The sequence below is a fragment of the Zobellia galactanivorans genome, from assembly GCF_000973105.1.
Taxonomy (GTDB): domain Bacteria; phylum Bacteroidota; class Bacteroidia; order Flavobacteriales; family Flavobacteriaceae; genus Zobellia; species Zobellia galactanivorans.
The window spans coordinates 5,164,040-5,181,831 of sequence record NC_015844.1; the positions used below are offsets into that span (position 1 = coordinate 5,164,040).

The window sequence follows — 17,792 nt, forward strand, 5'->3', positions numbered from 1 at the left end:
AGTATTATGATATTAAAAAAGGTAAGGCTGTTTTTTTCCGTTATGGCCATAATGGCCTTTACTACAGGTGCGACCATCCGACGTACCTTTGTAGCCATTACTCCCGATAGCTCCTTGTACATTAAGGGAACTACCAATGTAAACACCTTTTCTTGCCGGTTCGACGTGGAGAATATTAATAACCCGGTGCATGTGGACTATTATAAGGAAGGCAATAGGATAAAGTTCGACGAAACCGCCCTGGTTTTGAACGTCGATTGTTTTGATTGTGGCGGAAGAGGAATTAACAGGGATTTGCGTGACATTTTAAAATCAGAAGAGCAACCCCATATATTTTTGTTTTTAAAAGAGATCAAGCCTATAGAGAGCACAGCTGCCTATAAGGCGGTGTTGGATATAGAAATTGCAGGGGAGACCAATACCTACGAAGTTCCAGTGGAGGTAGAAAAAGATAATAAGCTCTTAATAAAAGGGGACTTGAATATAAGTTTGCCCGATCACAATATAGCGGCACCGAGCAAGTTGTTCGGACTCATTAACATACACGAAAATGTTGAAATCTCTTTTAAATTGGGGGTTAAAGAGATTCGTAATTAGAAAATGTACCCGCACCGACGGTACAACAAGTACAATGGTAATTTGGTCTACACGCCACCTAACGTCACAGACTTCTTTCTGTTCGTTATTCCTTAAGTAAGTCCCCATGAAAAGGACAGTACTTCCAGTTTCCTTTCATTTCGGCATGGTCTACCGGGCATTTTTTACCCGGCATTAGGGCGACCAATGGCAAGGTGTAATTAAACTCCTTATCGGAGTGTTTTATGGTAAAACTACCCTCTTTGTATTCATCTATGGCCGTCTTCCCGTTTTCGTCCTGCACCTTAAAGAAGAAAAAATGCATGCCCTCCCCCATTTGGCCCAGCATTTGGCGGAACATGGGCTTCATGGGTTCCAAAAAGCCCGAAGCCTCGGGACTTACCTCATCGTCATCTAAGGGCAAGTAGACCTCCCCTTGTTCGTCTATAAGGGAAATCGATTGGCGCAAAGTGGCCTCGTCGGTGAACGATGCCGTGCCATTGGTATGGATATCTACATCGAGACCACATACCAAGACGTAATCGTCGAAGGCCGAAACGATTTGGTCTACCGTTTCACCGGATATTTGGGGATTGCCCTCCGTAGCGATTTTCCAATAACCTGTGGGGATCCAAAAGGCGAGGGACATATGGTTGTTTTCCTTGTGCCATATTTGGATCTCCCTGATATAATCGGTAAGGTTGATTTTTTGGGACGTTTGCCCAAAAGAGGTAGCACTGAATAATACGACAACAAATAAGAAGAGGTGTTTCATAAAGTACGGAATGGTTTATTAGTGTTTTTTGCCAAGGTAAATAAAATTGATAAGGTGCCAGCAGAAAAATGGTTGCACGGTTGGCTTTTTGCCTTATAAGGGAAAATGAAATGGACTTGTCGAGAGGGAAGAGGGATTATTTCAAACGATTGTTTTGTCTACATTAAATTTGATTCGTATTTAACTTTACTACTACCGAGTAGTTTTAAAAATTTCTTGGATTCTCCCTCTAGCTGCCGCAAGCGTCACCCTTCTGCCGATATAGCATTATTGGAACGAAAAATCGATTACCAAAACTTCCACCAAGGTTTTGAACTGCCTTTGGACTCCGTGTTTTCCTTTGCAGGGGCCTTGGTGTTGGTCGGTTTTTCCGATGTATCGGAAAATTCGGGAGGAAAGGTTTTTGTGCCTTCAATATAATGGTAAATGGCCGTTCCAAAACCCTCTTCAGGGGCGATGTTCGCACTTTGTTGGATAATGAAGGCCGTGGCAATGGCAGCCGATTGGGCCATTTGTTCGTAGCTTAAATCATTATTTTTCATGATTTCCAAGGCCGGGTCCTGAACCTTGGCAATGGCATCCACAAAATTGCTTTCGGCCCGTTTTCGGTTGCTGCCCGACATCTTGTTATTGTCGATCTGTACTCCATATTTTTGCAGTACGGCGTGGGTAATTTGAACAAGCTGGGGACCTTTGGTATTGGCCTCTTCGGATAACATGGCAGAACCCGGTTTTGCATCCGCTACATTAAAACCAAAGGACCGGAACAAAAAACTGCCGGCCAGTCTCGCAGTGCTCGAAATAGCTTCCGTAGCATCCATTTCCCTTGATCCCTTTCCGATTACCGAGACCACCATCTCAACGATGTCGTCAACGGCCTTGTTTTGTTTTTTTGTGATTTCCATGGATCGTACTTTTTTCAATGGCTCCCAACAACTAAACCTAGATATAGCCATTGACGCTACCTTGTTTATACCCATAAAAGTAAGAATTTCGCAAATACCTAGCCCGACTAGCCCAGGCGTTGCCTGTGTCGATATATTGTACTTTGTCCGGCAGGGGTATGGGTTCCACATCCCGTCGGAGTGCCCCTCTTCGGCTTCGAGAGGACATCCTCCGCCCATCTTTTAATTTACCCCGCTAATTTACAGTGATTTAACATCCATACCTTACAGATTTACGTAAGGTTTTTAAGAAATTTTTCAACAGGGCTTCCGTAGAAAGGGGGCGAAAAATTAACAAAGTCTTTACACCCTACCTTCCTGTGCTTTCTATAAAATAAGTTATTTTTCGCCCTAAAAAGCTTCGCCCAAGCTAGTGCTTGCGGTGACCCTACCCTTAAAAAAATCGCTATGAAAAGCTCTACTTCCCTCTGTCTCTTACTTCTTTCCCTAGTACTCGGTTCTTGTTCCTCGACAAAAAAAACAGCGGACAATCCGCTCTTTGGCTCCGTTTGGGAACTGGAATACCTATCAGGCCCGCGCATTGCTTTTTCGGGACTCTACCCAAATCGCAAGCCCTTCATCCGATTTGACCAAGAGAAGTCCCATGTGGTAGGCAACAACAGCTGCAATGGATATTCGGCCGATTTTACCCTTGACGGCAAGCAAATTTCCTTTGGCGAGCCCGGCCCTACCACCATGATGTTCTGCGGCCAAGGGGAAGGCTTCTTTGTCAATACCATGAAGAAAATCAACGCCTACCACATCGATGCCGATGGCAAATTGGAACTGTTGATGGACGAGGTGCCCATGATGCGTTTTAAGCCCAAGGAAGACGCCTCGGCCACCGACCAACGTTAATCCTCCTACCCACCACGACGTACGAAAACGGGCCCTAGCGGTACGCCGTTCCCCTTATCGCACCCCAAACTTCCACTTTCGCACGTTCGATTTGATCTTAACAAAACATTATTGCGACCTTCTAACAGGAAGATTTACTTTTGCCCTTTGTAACCCCTTACGGCTTATAAAACGACCTTATGTCAATCAGCTCCCCTAATCCCTAGCTTAGAGAAAGGCTGTTCGGTCATTGTTGCCCCTTATGTTACTGGGGACTAACCATAGCCCTAACAAGAACGAAAAAACACAAAGTCAAAATCATGAAAAAAATCATTCCCGTCCTCCTTGCCCTGATCACCGTTCACGTGGCCCATGCGCAAGCGGAAAAACTAGAATGGCTCGATATCGAACTGGCCAATTACGAGTATCCCTTTCCCGTGTCCTCCCTGAGCATCAACAATCAGGAGCAACAACTGAAAATGGCCTATATGGACGTAAAGCCTGAGAACTACAACGGTAAGAACATTGTATTGCTCCACGGTAAAAACTTTAACGGCGCCTATTGGAAGACCACCATCGAGGCCTTGACCAAAAAAGGTTTTAGGGTCATTGCCCCCGACCAGATCGGTTTCGGAAAATCATCTAAACCGGCCCATTTTCACTATACCTTTCAGCAACTGGCCCAAAACACCAAAAGCCTTTTAGATACATTGGGAGTCTCCCAAACGGCCGTTTTGGGACATTCCATGGGAGGCATGATCGCCGTCCGCTTCGCCTTGATGTATCCGGAAACCACCGAAAAATTGATTTTGGAAAACCCTATCGGTTTAGAGGACTGGAAACTTAAGGTACCTTACAAACCTGTGGAATGGTGGTATCAAAACGAATTGAAAAAGAGTTATGAGGGCATACGTAAGTATCAACTTGAAAGCTATTACGACAAGCAATGGAAGCCCGAGTACGATCAATGGGTAAACCTTTTGGCGGGATGGACGTTAAATTCCGATTACGAACGCATCGCTTGGAACGCGGCCCTTACCTACGATATGATCTTTACCCAGCCCGTGGTCTATGAGTTTGAAAACATCAAGGCCAAGACCTTACTGATCATCGGTACCCGAGACCGTACGGCCTTAGGAAAACCTTTGGTTACGGAGAAGGTGAGAAAGACTATGGGACTCTATAACCAATTGGGCAAAAAGACCCAAGAGCGCATACCGGATGCGGAGTTGGTAGAGTTGGCGAATATCGGCCACCTGCCCCATATTGAGAGTTTTGACCGCTTTATCGCGCCCCTGACCTCCTTTCTAAAGGAGTAAGGCCGAGTGCCAAAATCGAAGGCTTGTTTAAAGAAAAGAACTAAGACGGGGGGCATACCCCCTGATACGGAAATAGAGGCTACATCCTTTTGCTGGTGGTGGCCTCTTCTTCTTTATAGACCTTTTTTACGATTTCGTACAGGTCCGGAATTACGGTCTTGGCTATGGGCGAGTTATTGTTCAAGAGTACACAGATGCCCAAATCCGATTCCGGATACACGGCAATCTCGTTTCTGTAGTTATTGACGCTTCCGCCATGGTGCCAGATCGTTTTTTCTACATTGGCCTGCCCTTCGCTAAACTTATGGATTCTCCATCCAAAGCCGTAATAAGAACGGGTGTGGCCCGGCCATCGCTGATAATATTTTCTATGTCCTGAAATCTCGATAAAGGGATTAAAGGCTTCCCTTATGGCCGAACTATCCATAACATCAGGGTTGTGTCCCAATAAAAAACGCATCCACCTTCCCATATCGTGGGCATTGGAACTGATTCCCCCTGCAGCTACGGCATTGTAGTAATTGTCCCTTAAGTGGGCAGCCCTCCAACCGTTCCGCGCTTTTACGTGCGGCATGGCAATATTGGCCTCATGCGTCAGGGTCTCGAAATCGGTAGTCGTGGTACACATTTCCAAGGGCTTAAAAAAGCGATCGTCTAAAAGGGTGTTTATCTTTTTGCCCGTAGCCTTCTTCATCATTTCCCCACAAAGGGCGAACATGGCGTTTTGATAGCTGTACATGATTCCCGGCTTGCTAATGGGCATTACCTCCTTAAAACGCTTGGCTATATCCTTTAGGGGAAGACCGGCTTCCACTAGATTCGTATAACTGTGATAGGGCGTGCCCGAAGTGTGCGATAGAATATTGGCCAAGGTGATGCTTTTGGTATTGGAGCCATCACCCAATTGAAATTCGGGAAGGTAGTCGCTTACCCGATCCGTCCAATTCAATTTTCCCTCGTGCTTTATGTTGGCGGCCAACATGCCGGCAAAACCTTTTGATAATGAACCCAACCTAAAAACCGTCTCCCCGTTTACGGGACTGTTATCCGTACTTTTCTTTGTTCCAAAACCGTCGGATATCACTATGGAATCGCCCGTAACGATGCTCACCCCTGCCCCGACGACATCGCCATTGGCAATGGCCTTCTTGAAATAGGCATTCAGGGCGGCCTGTAATTTCTTTTGTCGGGAAGCGTAAAGAAGGACTTCCTTATCGATTTTAGGGTCTTTTTCAATTGTCGAGGCCGTTACCGCCTTCTTGGGGGCTTTGGTCGATTCTGCATTGAATGCACGTGAAATAAATACGGATAAAGTGAAGACGACGAACGCAGATGCGATCAAAATTTTATATCTCTGCATTGATAAGCTATTCTTTTGGTAGGTTGAGATGCACGAAAATAGGATGAATTGCTTAAATAACGGATAAAATGCAGTTTTTCTTATAAATTTTTCCCGTTTTTATATTGTTTTTAACATTTTGAACAATTATACCCCTTATTCGATACCGTCTCGTACATTTTCACCATATAATCAGTGCCGATCTTCTTACTTTTGTTCCCTTTGCACAGTTCTTCCTTAATTTCATCCTATGAGTTCAAAACTAGAAAGCCTTTCGCTCCGTGAAGCCCAAAAACTGGCCTTGTTATCGCAAGGTTTACCGCCTACCGCCCGTACGGGTCCCGCCCAGGCTACCACGCTTTCCGCCATTGAACGTTTGGGCTATATTCAAATCGATACCATTTCCGTAATCGAAAGGGCACATCACCACACCCTGTACAACCGAAACCCGAACTATAAAGCTTCCCATATACATCAGTTGATAGCCGACAAGAAAGTTTTTGAATACTGGTCGCACGCCGCCTCGTATTTGCCCATGTCCGATTATCGCTTCAGCCTTCCGCGCAAACACGCTATTGCCACGGGCCAAATGAAACATTGGTTTAAACGCGACCTCAAGCTTATGAATGCCGTCAAGGAACGCATAAAGGACGAAGGCCCGTTAATGGCCAGGGATTTTGATAAAAAGGGAAGTAAACTGGGCGAATGGAAAACCGCACCCACCAAACAGGCCCTTGAAAATTTGTTTATACAGGGCGACCTGATGATCTGTAACCGTATTAATTTCCATAAGGTATACGACCTTACCGAAAGGGTGCTTCCCGACTCCGTGAACACCACGGCCCCGACCCAAGCGGAATACGGAAAGTTTTTGGTGAAAAAATACTTGCGTGCCAATGGGCCGGGCAAACTTTCAGAAATGACCTACCTGCTCAAAAACGTAAAACCCCTAGTCTTAAAGGCGCTTGACCATATGCTGGCCGAGGGTGAAGTATTGCCTATCAAAGTTTCCGGAAATCCCTATTACCTTTTACCCGAATCCCTTGAACTATTAAACCGGCCCTTGCGAAAGAAAGCCAAGATTTTATCGCCTTTTGACAATCTCCTCATACAACGAAAACGAACACAGGAACTCTTTGGTTTCGATTATCTTTTGGAATGTTATGTTCCGCAACACAAGCGCCAACACGGTTATTTTACCCTGCCTATTTTATGGGACGGAAAACTTGTGGCCCGTATGGACAGTAAGGCGGACAGAAAAACGGGAATTTTGCACATCCATCGATTGAGCCTAGAACCAAGCTTAACGAAATTGGACGCATTTTCGGCCGCCCTTGGGAAGGAACTCAAGGCCTTTGTTCGGTTCAATGGCTGTAAGGGGCTCTACCTGCACACCACCGTTCCCGCAAATTACAAACCACAGTTCTTCAATATCAACCCCGATTTGGTCGTTTAAATAAAACATGCGACATTTAGTCTGATACAACATAAACGCTTAGTGCCATGAAGCCAAGAATAAGTATGATTTCTTTAGGAGTGAAAAATTTAGAAGCTTCGATCCGCTTTTACAAAGAAGGTATGGGCCTCCCCCTATTCGAATCCCCTCCGGGTGTGGCCTTTTTCGATTTGAACGGAACCTGGCTCGGGCTCACCGAGAAGGAACACTTGGCAAAAGATGTGGGTATTGCTCCCGAAGGAAGTGGTTTTTCAGGTATGACCCTCGCCCATAACGTCTCTAGCGAAGAAGAGGTGATTTCGGTATTGAACGAAGCCATACATGCCGGGGCCATTTTGGTGAAGCCACCGCAAAAGGCCGATTGGGGCGGTTTTCACGGCTATTTCAAAGACCTTGACGGATATCTATGGGAAGTGGCCCACAATCCCTTCGCCTGGATCGGTCCCGAAGATTAACGCCCCCATACCTGGTATACGGCCGAAAAAGCATAGTTTTGCCGCCTTTTAATTGTCCAAACAAAGAAGGTAGATGATCGAAATACAGAACGTAAAATTCAACAACGAGACCAGGCCCGATTCGGGTTTTGAGCTGCTTAAGTTGGAAGTACTTTTTGCACGAAATATAGAGCAAGATATTACTTCGCCCCATAAGGTGGAATTTTACCAAATTATGATCATTACCGAAGGAGATTCAAAGCATACCATTGATTTCACCGATTATCCCTATGGTAAAAACACCATTTTTACCATACGCAAAGACCAAATACACCGCTTCTTTAAAAGCCCGGGGACCAAAGGATTTATATTAATTTTTACCGAAGACTTTTTGGCCAGCCTCTTAAGTCAAAAAGAAGTTGCCCGCTCACACGAACTCTTCAACGAGTTTTTGACTACGCCCTGCATCAATACCAGCGATACCGATTTTGCGGGTATCCATGACCTCGTTAAGGAAATAGAGGTGGAATACAACGAGAATTACGACGAGTTTTCTAGCGGTATTATCAGGAACCTACTCCATATCTTGATCTTTAAACTCTTCCGCGTCAAGCTGAAGCAAGGCGTCAGTTTTACCCAGCATAAATACGTGAGCGATTTTATCGCCTTTCAACAGTTGGTGGAAAAACGCTGTTTTGAAACCAAAAAAACCTTGGACTATGCCAGTTTAATGGGCTGTACCCCAAAAACCCTAAACAATATATGCAAGACGATCGTAGGTAAATCGGCCAAGGCGATCATAGATGACATTCTTGTCACCCAAATCAAACGTTTGTTGATCAACACCTCCATGTCCATTACCGAAATTGCCTATACTTCCGGTTTTGACGAACCTACCAATATGTATAAGTATTTTAAAAAAAATACCGAGACCACCCCCGAAGTTTTCCGCCAACTCCACTCCTAGCCTGCTTTCCGTTTTTTACAGTATAACTTCATTTTTATATAGTCCCTCCCACAAAGCGCCAAACTACTTTTGTCCTATAAATTTTAATACATCCATTAAAACCTATAGGAGATGAAAATAGCAGTAACCGGTGCCACCGGAAAATTAGGCAGACTTGTGGTTGAAAAACTAAAGGAAAGAACCGCTGAAGCCAACATTGTCGCATTGGCCAGAACCCCACAAAAAGGACAGGACCTAGGGGTTGAAGTACGCGCATTCGACTATGGAAACCTTGCACAAATGACGGAATCCCTGGCAGGGATCGATACGCTTTTGTTGATTTCAGGAAGCGAGTTGGGGCAACGTTTGGCCCAGCATGCCAATGTGATAAACGCGGCAAAAAACGCAGGGGTAAAAGCCATGGCCTATACCAGTCTTTTACATGTCGATACATCTAGTTCCCCCTTGGTTCCCGAACACCTGGGCACCGAAAAGGCCTTGGCCGAATCGGGAATTCCGTACACCCTTTTGAGAAACGGATGGTATACCGAAAACTATACCGATACCCTGAAAGACGTTATCGCCAAGGGCGCCGTATACGGTAGCGCGGGCGAAGGAGAAATCTCTTCGGCCAGTCGCGAAGACTATGCCGAGGCGGCCGCCATCGTATTGACCACCGAAGGCCACGAAGGAAAAACCTATGAATTGGCCGGTGACAAATCGTTTACCATGACCGATTATGCCCTAGAGCTTTCCAAACAGGCCGGAAAGGCAATTCCCTACGTAAACCTTCCGGAAGCCGAATACGCCAAAGCCTTACAAGAAGCGGGAGTGCCCGCCCCTATTGCGGAGTTCTTGGCCAGTTCCGATGTATCTACCGAAAAAGGCGACCTCTTTGACGAGGGCCTTCAACTATCCCTGTTATTGGGCAGGCTTACTACCCCATTATCCAGCTCCATAGCGGCCAGCATAGGGTAAACCCATTGGTTGTTCGTAAAAGGGGGTGCCGTTTGTTTATATACCAAACGGCACCCCCTTTTTCAATTCATATTGTGTACATCGTTTACAAAAGTGGTGTCCCAAATTTTTGTCACATCTTTGTAAGTAACACAGAACATTTCATCTTTTCACCCCTTAACAGTTCAAGTCATGAGCGATTCAGAATACAAGCTTCCGCAAAACACAAGTATCGGACACATACATTTAAAAGTAGCCGACCTCCAACGCGCCCTTGATTTTTACCACGGCCTGCTCGGCTTTGAGATTACCACCTTATACGGAAAAGAAGCGGCATTTATTTCCGCTGGCGGATACCATCACCATATCGGCCTAAATACATGGCAAAGTAAAAATGGACCTCGACCTCCAAAAAACAGTACCGGTTTGTTTCATACGGCCATTCTCTACCCCACGAGAAAAGATCTCGCGCAAATACTGGCCCGCTTGAGAGATGCAGGCTATCCGTTGACCGGGGCGGCCGACCACGGTGTCTCGGAGGCCATCTATCTAGACGACCCGGATGGAAACGGGGTGGAATTGTATTGGGACAGGCCAAGGGAGCAATGGCCGAAGCAAGCGGACGGTAGCCTCGAAATATACACCAGACCCCTCGACGTTCAAGGGCTTCTGTCCGAATTAGCATCTTAAATACCCCCTTCTAGCCAGCCCCTATTCCTCTTTAACCTACTAATTTTTAGGGACCAGTAGAAACACGCGCATTACAGCCTTGTGTTTTTTCGTTCCCAACTTCAAACTTTCCCTTTTTTACAGTTGAAAGGCATTTTTTTATCCCGAACAGGGTGGATGCCCAACGTATTTTTGCCCCGAATTTAATACCTATAAACTTAGAAAAATGAAAAGCACATTCTTAACAGCAATTTTTATTTCGGCCTTGAGCCTTTCTTCTTGCAACGGGCAGGATGATGACGTGGCCACACCGAAAGTATCGAACAAGGAAAAAGTAATTGAAGTACTCAAATCGATAGAGACAGGCGCACAAGAACCCGCCTCCTACATCAATCCCGAATCATATACACAACACAATTTAGGGGTGGCCGACGGTCTGGCCGGTTTTGGTGAAATTTTACAGGCCTTGCCCTCAAATTCCGCTAAGGTAAATACAATAAGGGCCTTTGAAGATGGCGACTATATATTTACGCATACAGACTACAACTTTTTTGGCCCAAAGATCGGCTTCGATGTGTTTAGGTTCGAAAACGGTTTGATCGTAGAACACTGGGACAACCTACAAGTAACGCCCGAACAGCCCAACCCAAGCGGCCATACCAGGATCGATGGCGCCATCGAAATCACCGATCTCGATAAAACCGAAGCGAACAAGACCTTGGTAAGAAACTTTATTACCGATATTTTGATAAACGGCAATATGGATAAAATTGGAAATTATTTTGAAGGCGACCAATACATCCAGCACAATCCGAACATTGCGGACGGCCTATCGGGTCTAGGAAGCGCCTTGGCCGCCATGGCCGAACAAGGGGTTACCATGGAGTTCTCCGTAATACACAAAGTATTGGGGCAAGGTAATTTCGTCCTGAGCATTAGCGAAGGTCATTTTGGAGGGGCACATACCTCTTACTACGATCTGTTTCGGGTAGAGAACGGAAAAATAGCCGAACACTGGGATGTTATCGAAACGATTGCCCCCGAAGCCGATAGAAAGAACACTAACGGTAAGTTTAACTTTCCTAATTAATCCATCATGAAATATCTAATTATAATCATCACCTGTTTCAGCTTGGCAAGTTGGAACCAAAGAGAAGAACCAACGGATCCCTACATTTTGGAAATCACCAGTTTTCAATACAAAGACACGGTCAACCCCGATGATTTTTGGAAGGAAGACGCCAAGATACAGGAGACGTATACCAGCAAGCAACCCGGCTTTATCAGCAGGGAAAGCGCCTATAACGAGGAAGGAAATGAGGTTTTAGTGGTCGTACGATGGAAGTCAGAAACAGACGCCGAAGCTTCTATGAACAAGTTTATGAACGATACATCGGTAGCCCCTTATGCGAAAATGATCGAAGGAAGTACCATGAAGATGATGAGGTACAATGTAAAGTGATGCATAAGTTTGCATTCCGATTTGGAAAAGGCTGCCTTGGGGGCGGCCTTTTCCTATTTTTTACCCTAGTCTTCAAGTACGAACTCCCCTTTTTGCTTCCGGCAGCTTGACCCAATTCGTCTAAAGCACGTTCCATATTCAACAATGGCTCCTTAGTGAATCGCTTTGTAGGCCAATGAATTTTCCGTAAGAAAGCACACATGCTCTTTCAAAGGCAATAAAACACCTAAAGACATACGTTATCAAGATTAATTCTGTTAGATATAAATCTTTACTGTATTTTAGGAGTTGACATTCGTCCCACATATAAACTAGACCATTGCCCTTGGAGTCTCTGATTGAAGACATTATTTTAAATTATAGTTATACAGTGCTATACGGCCTTACCTTCGGCTACTTTATAGGCTTGTACTTTGGCGTAGGCTCCCTGTTTTTATTCGTTTGCAAGGTGTTGGAGCGCAAAGGCATCCTCAACAAGATAAAATCCATAGCCGTTCCAAAAGACCAAATCGCCTTTGAAATCAAGCACTCCGTAAAATCGATTGTAATTTTTGGGTTTTCCATCATCCCCATCGTTTTTCTTATTCGGAAAGGAGTGATTGAGCTCTTGCCCAATACGTGGTCCAATATATTGATCGGGATCGTAATCCTTTCCCTGTGGAACGAAGTCCACTTTTATTTGGTACACCGGTTAATGCATCAAAAATTTATGATGAGGCATGTGCATTTCATACACCACAAATCTAGGATTCCGACGGTATATTCCGTTTTTAGTTTTCATTGGGTAGAGGCCCTTCTACTTAGCACGGTTCCCGTAACCATTGCCCCCTTCGTTCCTTTTTCGATAATAGCCATATTTATTTATCCGCTGATAAGCATCTTGTTGAATTTTGCGGGACATTGCAACTATCGCTTTGGAAGCGGAAAAGGGAAAGGCTGGAAACTTTTTGGCACCCATCACAACGAACACCATAGCAGGGGCCGACAAAACTACGGATTTGCGTTACACCTTTTAGATAAAATATTTTCAAGACATAACAAATAATATATGAGTGAGGTATATATAACAAGTACAGGTTCCTTTTTACCCAACAAGGCTGTTTCCAATGAGGAAATAGAAGATTACCTAGGCCGGATAAACGGCAGGGATAGCCGCGCAAAAAGCCGTGTACTGAAACAAAACGGAATCAAGACCAGGCATTATGCAATCGATAAAAACCAAGAGAGCACCCACTCCAATGCGCAATTGGCGGTTAGCGCCATTAACGATGCCATACAAAAAAGCGGTCTAAGGAGCAGTGATGTTGAATTGCTATGTACGGGAACGACCCAAGGTGACCTCCCCATACCCGGTTTTGCCAGTATGGTACATGCGGGATTGGACTTTAACAGATGTGAGGTGGCCAATTTTCAAAGTGTATGCGCTAGCGGTATAATGGCCTTAAAAAATGCCTATGCGCAAATAAAAAGCGATGAAAAAGAGAATGCCGTCTGTGTGGGAAGCGAATTGGCCAGTAGATTGTTCAAAGCCTCACGATTTGAAGCCCAAGGCGTAGATGACCTGCCCTTTGACGCCGAGTTCTTAAGGTGGATGCTTTCTGACGGTGCAGGTGCCTTTGTGCTTCAAAACAAGAAAAACAAAAACGGAATTTCCTTAAAAATAGATTGGATCGACTTAAAATCACATGCCAACGAATTTCCCGTTTGTATGTATACCGGGAAGACGGACAACAAAAATGAAACGGAAAAAACATGGTTGGACTACCCGAGTTACGAAGAAGCTTCAAAGGCCGGTGCCATTAACTTAAAACAAGACACCAGGTTATTGGACAAAGTAATAAAAACCGGAGTTGCCCACTACTTTGAACTTATCGACCAAGGAAAAATAAACCGGAAGGAAATCGATTGGCTATGCTGCCACTATTCTTCGGAAATGTTCAAAGCCCCCATTAAAGAGCTCATGCTCAAGGGAGGGGGCGAAATCGCCGATAAGAAATGGTTCAGCAACCTTACGTCTAAGGGAAATACAGGCTCGGCCTCCATTTTTATCATGTTGGACGAATTGATGCACTCCGGAAAGTTGGTACCCGGAAACAAAATCCTGTGTATGGTACCTGAAAGCGGCCGATTTATCACCTCATTTATGCAACTCACCGTAGTAGGCGACAACAATACCGCCACTAAACGGTATCCCTTGCGAAAAATTGAATCCCCTGAATTGGTTATTAACAAGAGTGAGACTTCCGAATGGTTGATCAGGAACCTTACGCAAGTATGGATAGATTTCGAGACGGCCTTACTTAAAGTGCCCATCGTCGAGAAAATACACGATGGCACCCTTAGCATGTCGGATTACAAACTTTTATTGACCGATCTCAGACAACAGGTAATCGATGGCTCCCAATGGATATCAAGGGCGGCATCAAATATCGACATCCATCTTTTTGACCTACGGTCGGCCTTTATAAAACACACCGCTACCGAACATAAAGATTATCAAATGCTGGAGCGAAACTATGTGGCCTTGGGAGAAGACCTGGAAGCAATCCAGAAAGCGGAAAAGAATATCGGTACCGTGGCCCTAACCTCCTTTATGTTTCAACAGGCCAGTAAGCCCAACCCGGTCGATTTACTGGGATCTATGTTTATCATTGAGGGTATTGGCAAGCGTTTAGCGGGATATTGGGGCGAAATGATTAAAGATCAATTAAATTTGAAAGACAATCAGGTCTCCTTTTTCACCTATCACGGAGTGGCCGACGAAAACCATTTCCACAACTTGGAAGAAGCATTGAACCATCCGGAAATGAATATGGAGGTAGCCGAAAAAATAGTAAAGACCGCAAAGATTACAGGTAAATTGTACACCATGCAGTTAAACGAATTAGGTAATTATTAAATTGAGGATATGATAGACGAAAACTTAGATATATCAAAGCATGACGAAAGGGACCCCAACCCTTGGTTGGCTCTGTTTTTAGACGAAAGTATCCCTATAAACCAAACTACAAAGTTGGCCTTAATGCGGGACAATGCTTCCAAATCGGCAAGATACCTACTGCCCATTATACACCTCTGGTCGAAGGTGACCATGTTCTTTATCCACATTTTCAAGTTCTTCTTTCCCAACCTTATAAATTCATCGAAAGTATTGCACCGAATTTTGGCATGGGGACTCAAAAACTTCGTTAGCCCAGATGCCAATTTGCTCGTTTTTCGGCATTTTCATATCGGAACCGAGATCTTACAATTTATAGCGGCGAACACTCCCGAAGCGGAAATCGTGGGAAATCCTTTAAAACCAAAGGACTTTGAAGATGTCAAGGATGACCTGTTTTTACAGCACGACTTGAACCTGTACAATTTTGTGATCCAATTGAACAATCAGTTGAAACAGAAGGGCACCAAAATCCAACCTCCTGAAAAGATAAATTTGGACATGATTACCGAAGATCAATTTGACCATATCGAATTTCCGAAAAAATGGACCAATTTTCTCGATCTTAGGTCGGCCATAGAGTTGTTTACCCCCTATTACCAATTGTTTTTAACCTCCAACGACTTTATACGGGCATCCAATTCATTGCAATTAGACGAAACCATAGCCATTTACACTTCGCAGATCATAAACACCCCGGGGCATTTGGGCCTAGTGAACAACAAACACCCCATGGTACCCGCTACCACATACAGTGTAGCCTATAGATTGGTATTACATGGCCTAGCGGCCGAAACCCTGCACGAAGTCTTGGTAAAAATGAAACTCAATAAAAACCGTGACGGTATCGTAACCCCCATGGCCTAGACTTGACCTTTAACGGCAAGGGGTCCAAGGCAGCCTTTATACAAAACCTAATCTTCCAATAAGAACTCGCCCTTGGTTTCCGCGGCGTAAAGTCCCCAATCACGTATCCCGTGGAGAATGGGCACCAAACTTTGTCCGAATTCGGTCAAGGCATATACTACTTTTAACGGTGGCTTCTTCGAGAAGACCTTCCGCGTCACCAAACCATCGGCTTCCAACTGCTTTAACTGCAGACTTAGGGTACGTTCCGTAATTCCCTCTATTTCCTTTCGTAATTCATTATAGCGCTTCTTGTCGTCCGCCAAATGGATCAGTATAACACTCTTCCATTTTCCACCGATCAACTCCATTGCCGCACTGGTCGGACAGGAAGAAATCTTTCCGTTGATCTTAATCTTCGGTTTTTTTTCAAATAACTCTTTTCTATCCATATATCAATTTATTTAAAAACCTATCCCTAGATAGTACTACATATATAACAATGCAAATTTATGCAACTATACTTTAGTATACAACTATAATTTTGATAGTGAAAATTTTACACTGCAAACAACTGATTACAAGTATTTTAAAAAATATTTTACATACTATCAATCTTGACCGTTATTGCACACAAAAGTCACTATACATACTTTTGCTACTATAATTTTGATAGTGTAAAAAATAAAATAAAATGAACATCACAGAAATTTTGAACAATCGTTACTCCGTAAAAGAATTCGATGCCACTAAAAAAATCTCAGATTCAGACTTTGAACAAGTAAAGGCTTTATTGCGTTTGAGTCCTTCAAGTGTAAACCTACAGCCTTGGCATTTTCTGATTGCCGACACCCAAGAAGGCAAAGAACGAATTGCAAAAGGCACGCAAGGCTTTTTTCAGTTCAACACCCCCAAGGTTTTGGACGCATCGCATGTTATCGTCGTTGCCGCAAGAACGGATGCAGACAAAGCCTATATGAGCAGCATTTTGGAACAAGAAGATAAAGATGGCCGATTTGCCGCCCAGGAATTTAAAGATCAAATGCATGGCGGACGTATGTTATTTGCCGACATACACAAGTACGACCTCAAAGACCTTCCGCATTGGATGGAAAAACAAGTGTACCTGAATATGGGGTCTCTATTGTTAGGGGTTGCCGTCTTGGGTATAGACGCCGTACCCATGGAAGGTATAGATGTAAAAGCTTTGGACGAGGAGTTTGGTTTACGTGAAAAAGGATACACAGCCTTGGCCGTGGTTTCCTTGGGCTACAGAAAAGATACCGATTTTAACTCGAAATTACCCAAATCAAGATTTCCCGAAGAAACTATAATCACCCAGCTATAATCCTCTTAAAAAAGGTAGAAATCATGAAAAAATTCTTAAAAATAGGAGCAGGAATCGTCTTGGCGTTGATGGCAGTCGGTGTCCTTATATTTTTCTTTTTCCCAAAAGTACTTGTCGACCAAACCAACGCAAGTTATGCCAGGGCGGCAAAACTTGAAAAGAAAACCGTGGCTGTAAATGGCTATATCGTAAATTTTTACGAAAGCAAGGCCGGTGAAGACAAGCCTTATTTTGTACTTCTTCACGGTATGGGAGACGACAAGAGCAGTTTTTTGCAAACTGCCCAATTTTTATCGGAAGACTACCATTTGATTCTTCCCGATCTGGCCGGTCACGGTGAAAACGAAAGAAAGGCGGGACTAAATTATTCCATAGACGGCCAAGCCACTTTTGTAAAGTCCTTTTTAGAGCAAATCGGCGTACACAGGTTTTATCTCATTGGAAACTCAATGGGAGGCCATACCGCCGCCGCTTATGCCATAAAATACCCTAAGGACGTAGCCAAACTGATCCTTCTAAATGCCGCTGGCATTACCTTAGACGACCATGTGGTCTATGGCGGATTTGGCAAGGAAATAGAAAACAAAGAAGAACTTAATGCCGTGCTTCAACGCGTTTTTTATAAGGTACCTGAACTTCCCGGACCCATAGCGGATTATATGATCGAGCAGATCAACAATAGCAAGGATTTTGTCGACGACACGCTGATTCCCGCTATAAAGAACGGAACCTATTTCAACTTAAAAGATGAGGTAGCTTCCATAAAGGCTCCCACCTTGGTGCTATGGGGAAAACACGACAAGGTGGTGAGTTTTAACGTAGCGGAATATTACCGCGACCATATTCCCAACGCCAAATTGGAGCTTATTCCAAACGCTTCACACTCCCCTCAATTGGAAGTTCCCGAAACCGTAGCCACAAGTATCAACCGATTTATTCAATAAAG

19 protein-coding genes are annotated in these 17,792 nt (G+C 44.3%); 15 read left to right on the plus strand and 4 right to left on the minus strand.

Features of this window, described 5'->3' with window-relative positions:
• The first annotated feature begins 6 nt into the window (after nucleotides 1–6).
• Nucleotides 7–597 carry a YceI family protein gene (locus tag ZOBGAL_RS20975; protein WP_013995777.1) on the plus strand — a complete coding sequence of 197 codons (591 nt, stop codon included), beginning with the start codon at nucleotides 7–9 and terminating at the stop codon, nucleotides 595–597.
• A gap of 85 nt (nucleotides 598–682) precedes the next feature.
• Here the strand turns inward: ZOBGAL_RS20975 and ZOBGAL_RS20980 are convergent, their stop codons facing one another.
• Both ZOBGAL_RS20980 and ZOBGAL_RS20985 read right to left on the minus strand, forming a co-directional pair.
• Nucleotides 683–1,351: a hypothetical protein gene (locus tag ZOBGAL_RS20980; protein ID WP_013995778.1), complete on the minus strand. Its 669-nt coding sequence runs from the start codon at nucleotides 1,349–1,351 to the stop codon at nucleotides 683–685.
• Nucleotides 1,352–1,638: 287 nt separating this feature from the next.
• Nucleotides 1,639–2,256, minus strand: a complete 618-nt coding sequence (locus tag ZOBGAL_RS20985) for a hypothetical protein (RefSeq protein ID WP_013995780.1) — start codon at nucleotides 2,254–2,256, stop codon at nucleotides 1,639–1,641.
• Between the two features lie 447 nt (nucleotides 2,257–2,703).
• Between ZOBGAL_RS20985 and ZOBGAL_RS20990 the strand changes: the two genes are divergently transcribed.
• Complete coding sequence (locus tag ZOBGAL_RS20990) at nucleotides 2,704–3,153, plus strand: META domain-containing protein (protein ID WP_013995781.1); 450 nt, start codon at nucleotides 2,704–2,706, stop codon at nucleotides 3,151–3,153.
• 299 nt (nucleotides 3,154–3,452) lie between these two features.
• Entirely contained in the window at nucleotides 3,453–4,451 is a 999-nt protein-coding gene (locus ZOBGAL_RS20995) for an alpha/beta fold hydrolase (protein WP_013995782.1), read from the plus strand.
• A gap of 79 nt (nucleotides 4,452–4,530) precedes the next feature.
• On the opposite strand, the gene ZOBGAL_RS21000 is transcribed toward ZOBGAL_RS20995, so the two are convergent.
• The gene (locus ZOBGAL_RS21000; RefSeq protein WP_013995783.1) at nucleotides 4,531–5,811 is read right to left on the minus strand and encodes a serine hydrolase domain-containing protein; all 1,281 of its coding nucleotides are present in this window, start codon (nucleotides 5,809–5,811) and stop codon (nucleotides 4,531–4,533) included.
• A gap of 229 nt (nucleotides 5,812–6,040) precedes the next feature.
• Here ZOBGAL_RS21000 and ZOBGAL_RS21005 point away from each other — a divergent pair, with 229 nt between their 5' ends.
• The 10 genes from ZOBGAL_RS21005 to ZOBGAL_RS21050 all read left to right on the plus strand — a co-directional run bounded on the left by ZOBGAL_RS21005 (nucleotide 6,041) and on the right by ZOBGAL_RS21050 (nucleotide 15,519).
• On the plus strand, nucleotides 6,041–7,246 hold the full coding sequence (locus tag ZOBGAL_RS21005; protein ID WP_013995784.1) for a winged helix-turn-helix domain-containing protein: 1,206 nt from the start codon (nucleotides 6,041–6,043) through the stop codon (nucleotides 7,244–7,246).
• A gap of 47 nt (nucleotides 7,247–7,293) precedes the next feature.
• Nucleotides 7,294–7,701, plus strand: a complete 408-nt coding sequence (locus ZOBGAL_RS21010; RefSeq protein ID WP_013995785.1) for a VOC family protein — start codon at nucleotides 7,294–7,296, stop codon at nucleotides 7,699–7,701.
• A 73-nt stretch (nucleotides 7,702–7,774) separates the two neighbouring features.
• A complete protein-coding gene (locus ZOBGAL_RS21015) occupies nucleotides 7,775–8,647 on the plus strand; it encodes an AraC family transcriptional regulator (protein WP_013995786.1) in 873 nt (290 codons plus the stop codon).
• Nucleotides 8,648–8,758: 111 nt separating this feature from the next.
• Entirely contained in the window at nucleotides 8,759–9,604 is an 846-nt protein-coding gene (locus ZOBGAL_RS21020) for an SDR family oxidoreductase (protein WP_013995787.1), read from the plus strand.
• Nucleotides 9,605–9,775: 171 nt separating this feature from the next.
• On the plus strand, nucleotides 9,776–10,273 hold the full coding sequence (locus ZOBGAL_RS21025) for a VOC family protein (protein WP_013995788.1): 498 nt from the start codon (nucleotides 9,776–9,778) through the stop codon (nucleotides 10,271–10,273).
• Nucleotides 10,274–10,478: 205 nt separating this feature from the next.
• Complete coding sequence (locus tag ZOBGAL_RS21030; protein WP_013995789.1) at nucleotides 10,479–11,342, plus strand: nuclear transport factor 2 family protein; 864 nt, start codon at nucleotides 10,479–10,481, stop codon at nucleotides 11,340–11,342.
• Nucleotides 11,343–11,348: 6 nt separating this feature from the next.
• The gene (locus ZOBGAL_RS21035; RefSeq protein ID WP_013995790.1) at nucleotides 11,349–11,714 is read left to right on the plus strand and encodes an antibiotic biosynthesis monooxygenase family protein; all 366 of its coding nucleotides are present in this window, start codon (nucleotides 11,349–11,351) and stop codon (nucleotides 11,712–11,714) included.
• Between the two features lie 325 nt (nucleotides 11,715–12,039).
• The gene (locus tag ZOBGAL_RS21040) at nucleotides 12,040–12,759 is read left to right on the plus strand and encodes a sterol desaturase family protein (RefSeq protein ID WP_084724410.1); all 720 of its coding nucleotides are present in this window, start codon (nucleotides 12,040–12,042) and stop codon (nucleotides 12,757–12,759) included.
• A 3-nt stretch (nucleotides 12,760–12,762) separates the two neighbouring features.
• A complete protein-coding gene (locus ZOBGAL_RS21045) occupies nucleotides 12,763–14,613 on the plus strand; it encodes a StlD/DarB family beta-ketosynthase (RefSeq protein ID WP_013995793.1) in 1,851 nt (616 codons plus the stop codon).
• 9 nt (nucleotides 14,614–14,622) lie between these two features.
• Nucleotides 14,623–15,519 carry a DUF6999 family protein gene (locus tag ZOBGAL_RS21050; RefSeq protein ID WP_013995794.1) on the plus strand — a complete coding sequence of 299 codons (897 nt, stop codon included), beginning with the start codon at nucleotides 14,623–14,625 and terminating at the stop codon, nucleotides 15,517–15,519.
• Between the two features lie 47 nt (nucleotides 15,520–15,566).
• Here the strand turns inward: ZOBGAL_RS21050 and ZOBGAL_RS21055 are convergent, their stop codons facing one another.
• The gene (locus tag ZOBGAL_RS21055; RefSeq protein ID WP_013995795.1) at nucleotides 15,567–15,950 is read right to left on the minus strand and encodes a winged helix-turn-helix transcriptional regulator; all 384 of its coding nucleotides are present in this window, start codon (nucleotides 15,948–15,950) and stop codon (nucleotides 15,567–15,569) included.
• 242 nt (nucleotides 15,951–16,192) lie between these two features.
• Between ZOBGAL_RS21055 and ZOBGAL_RS21060 the strand changes: the two genes are divergently transcribed.
• Together ZOBGAL_RS21060 and ZOBGAL_RS21065 are read left to right on the plus strand one after the other, a co-directional pair.
• Nucleotides 16,193–16,846 carry an oxygen-insensitive NAD(P)H-dependent nitroreductase NfsB gene (locus ZOBGAL_RS21060; protein ID WP_013995796.1) on the plus strand — a complete coding sequence of 218 codons (654 nt, stop codon included), beginning with the start codon at nucleotides 16,193–16,195 and terminating at the stop codon, nucleotides 16,844–16,846.
• Between the two features lie 23 nt (nucleotides 16,847–16,869).
• A complete protein-coding gene (locus ZOBGAL_RS21065) occupies nucleotides 16,870–17,790 on the plus strand; it encodes an alpha/beta fold hydrolase (protein ID WP_013995797.1) in 921 nt (306 codons plus the stop codon).
• The last annotated feature ends 2 nt before the right edge of the window (nucleotides 17,791–17,792 follow it).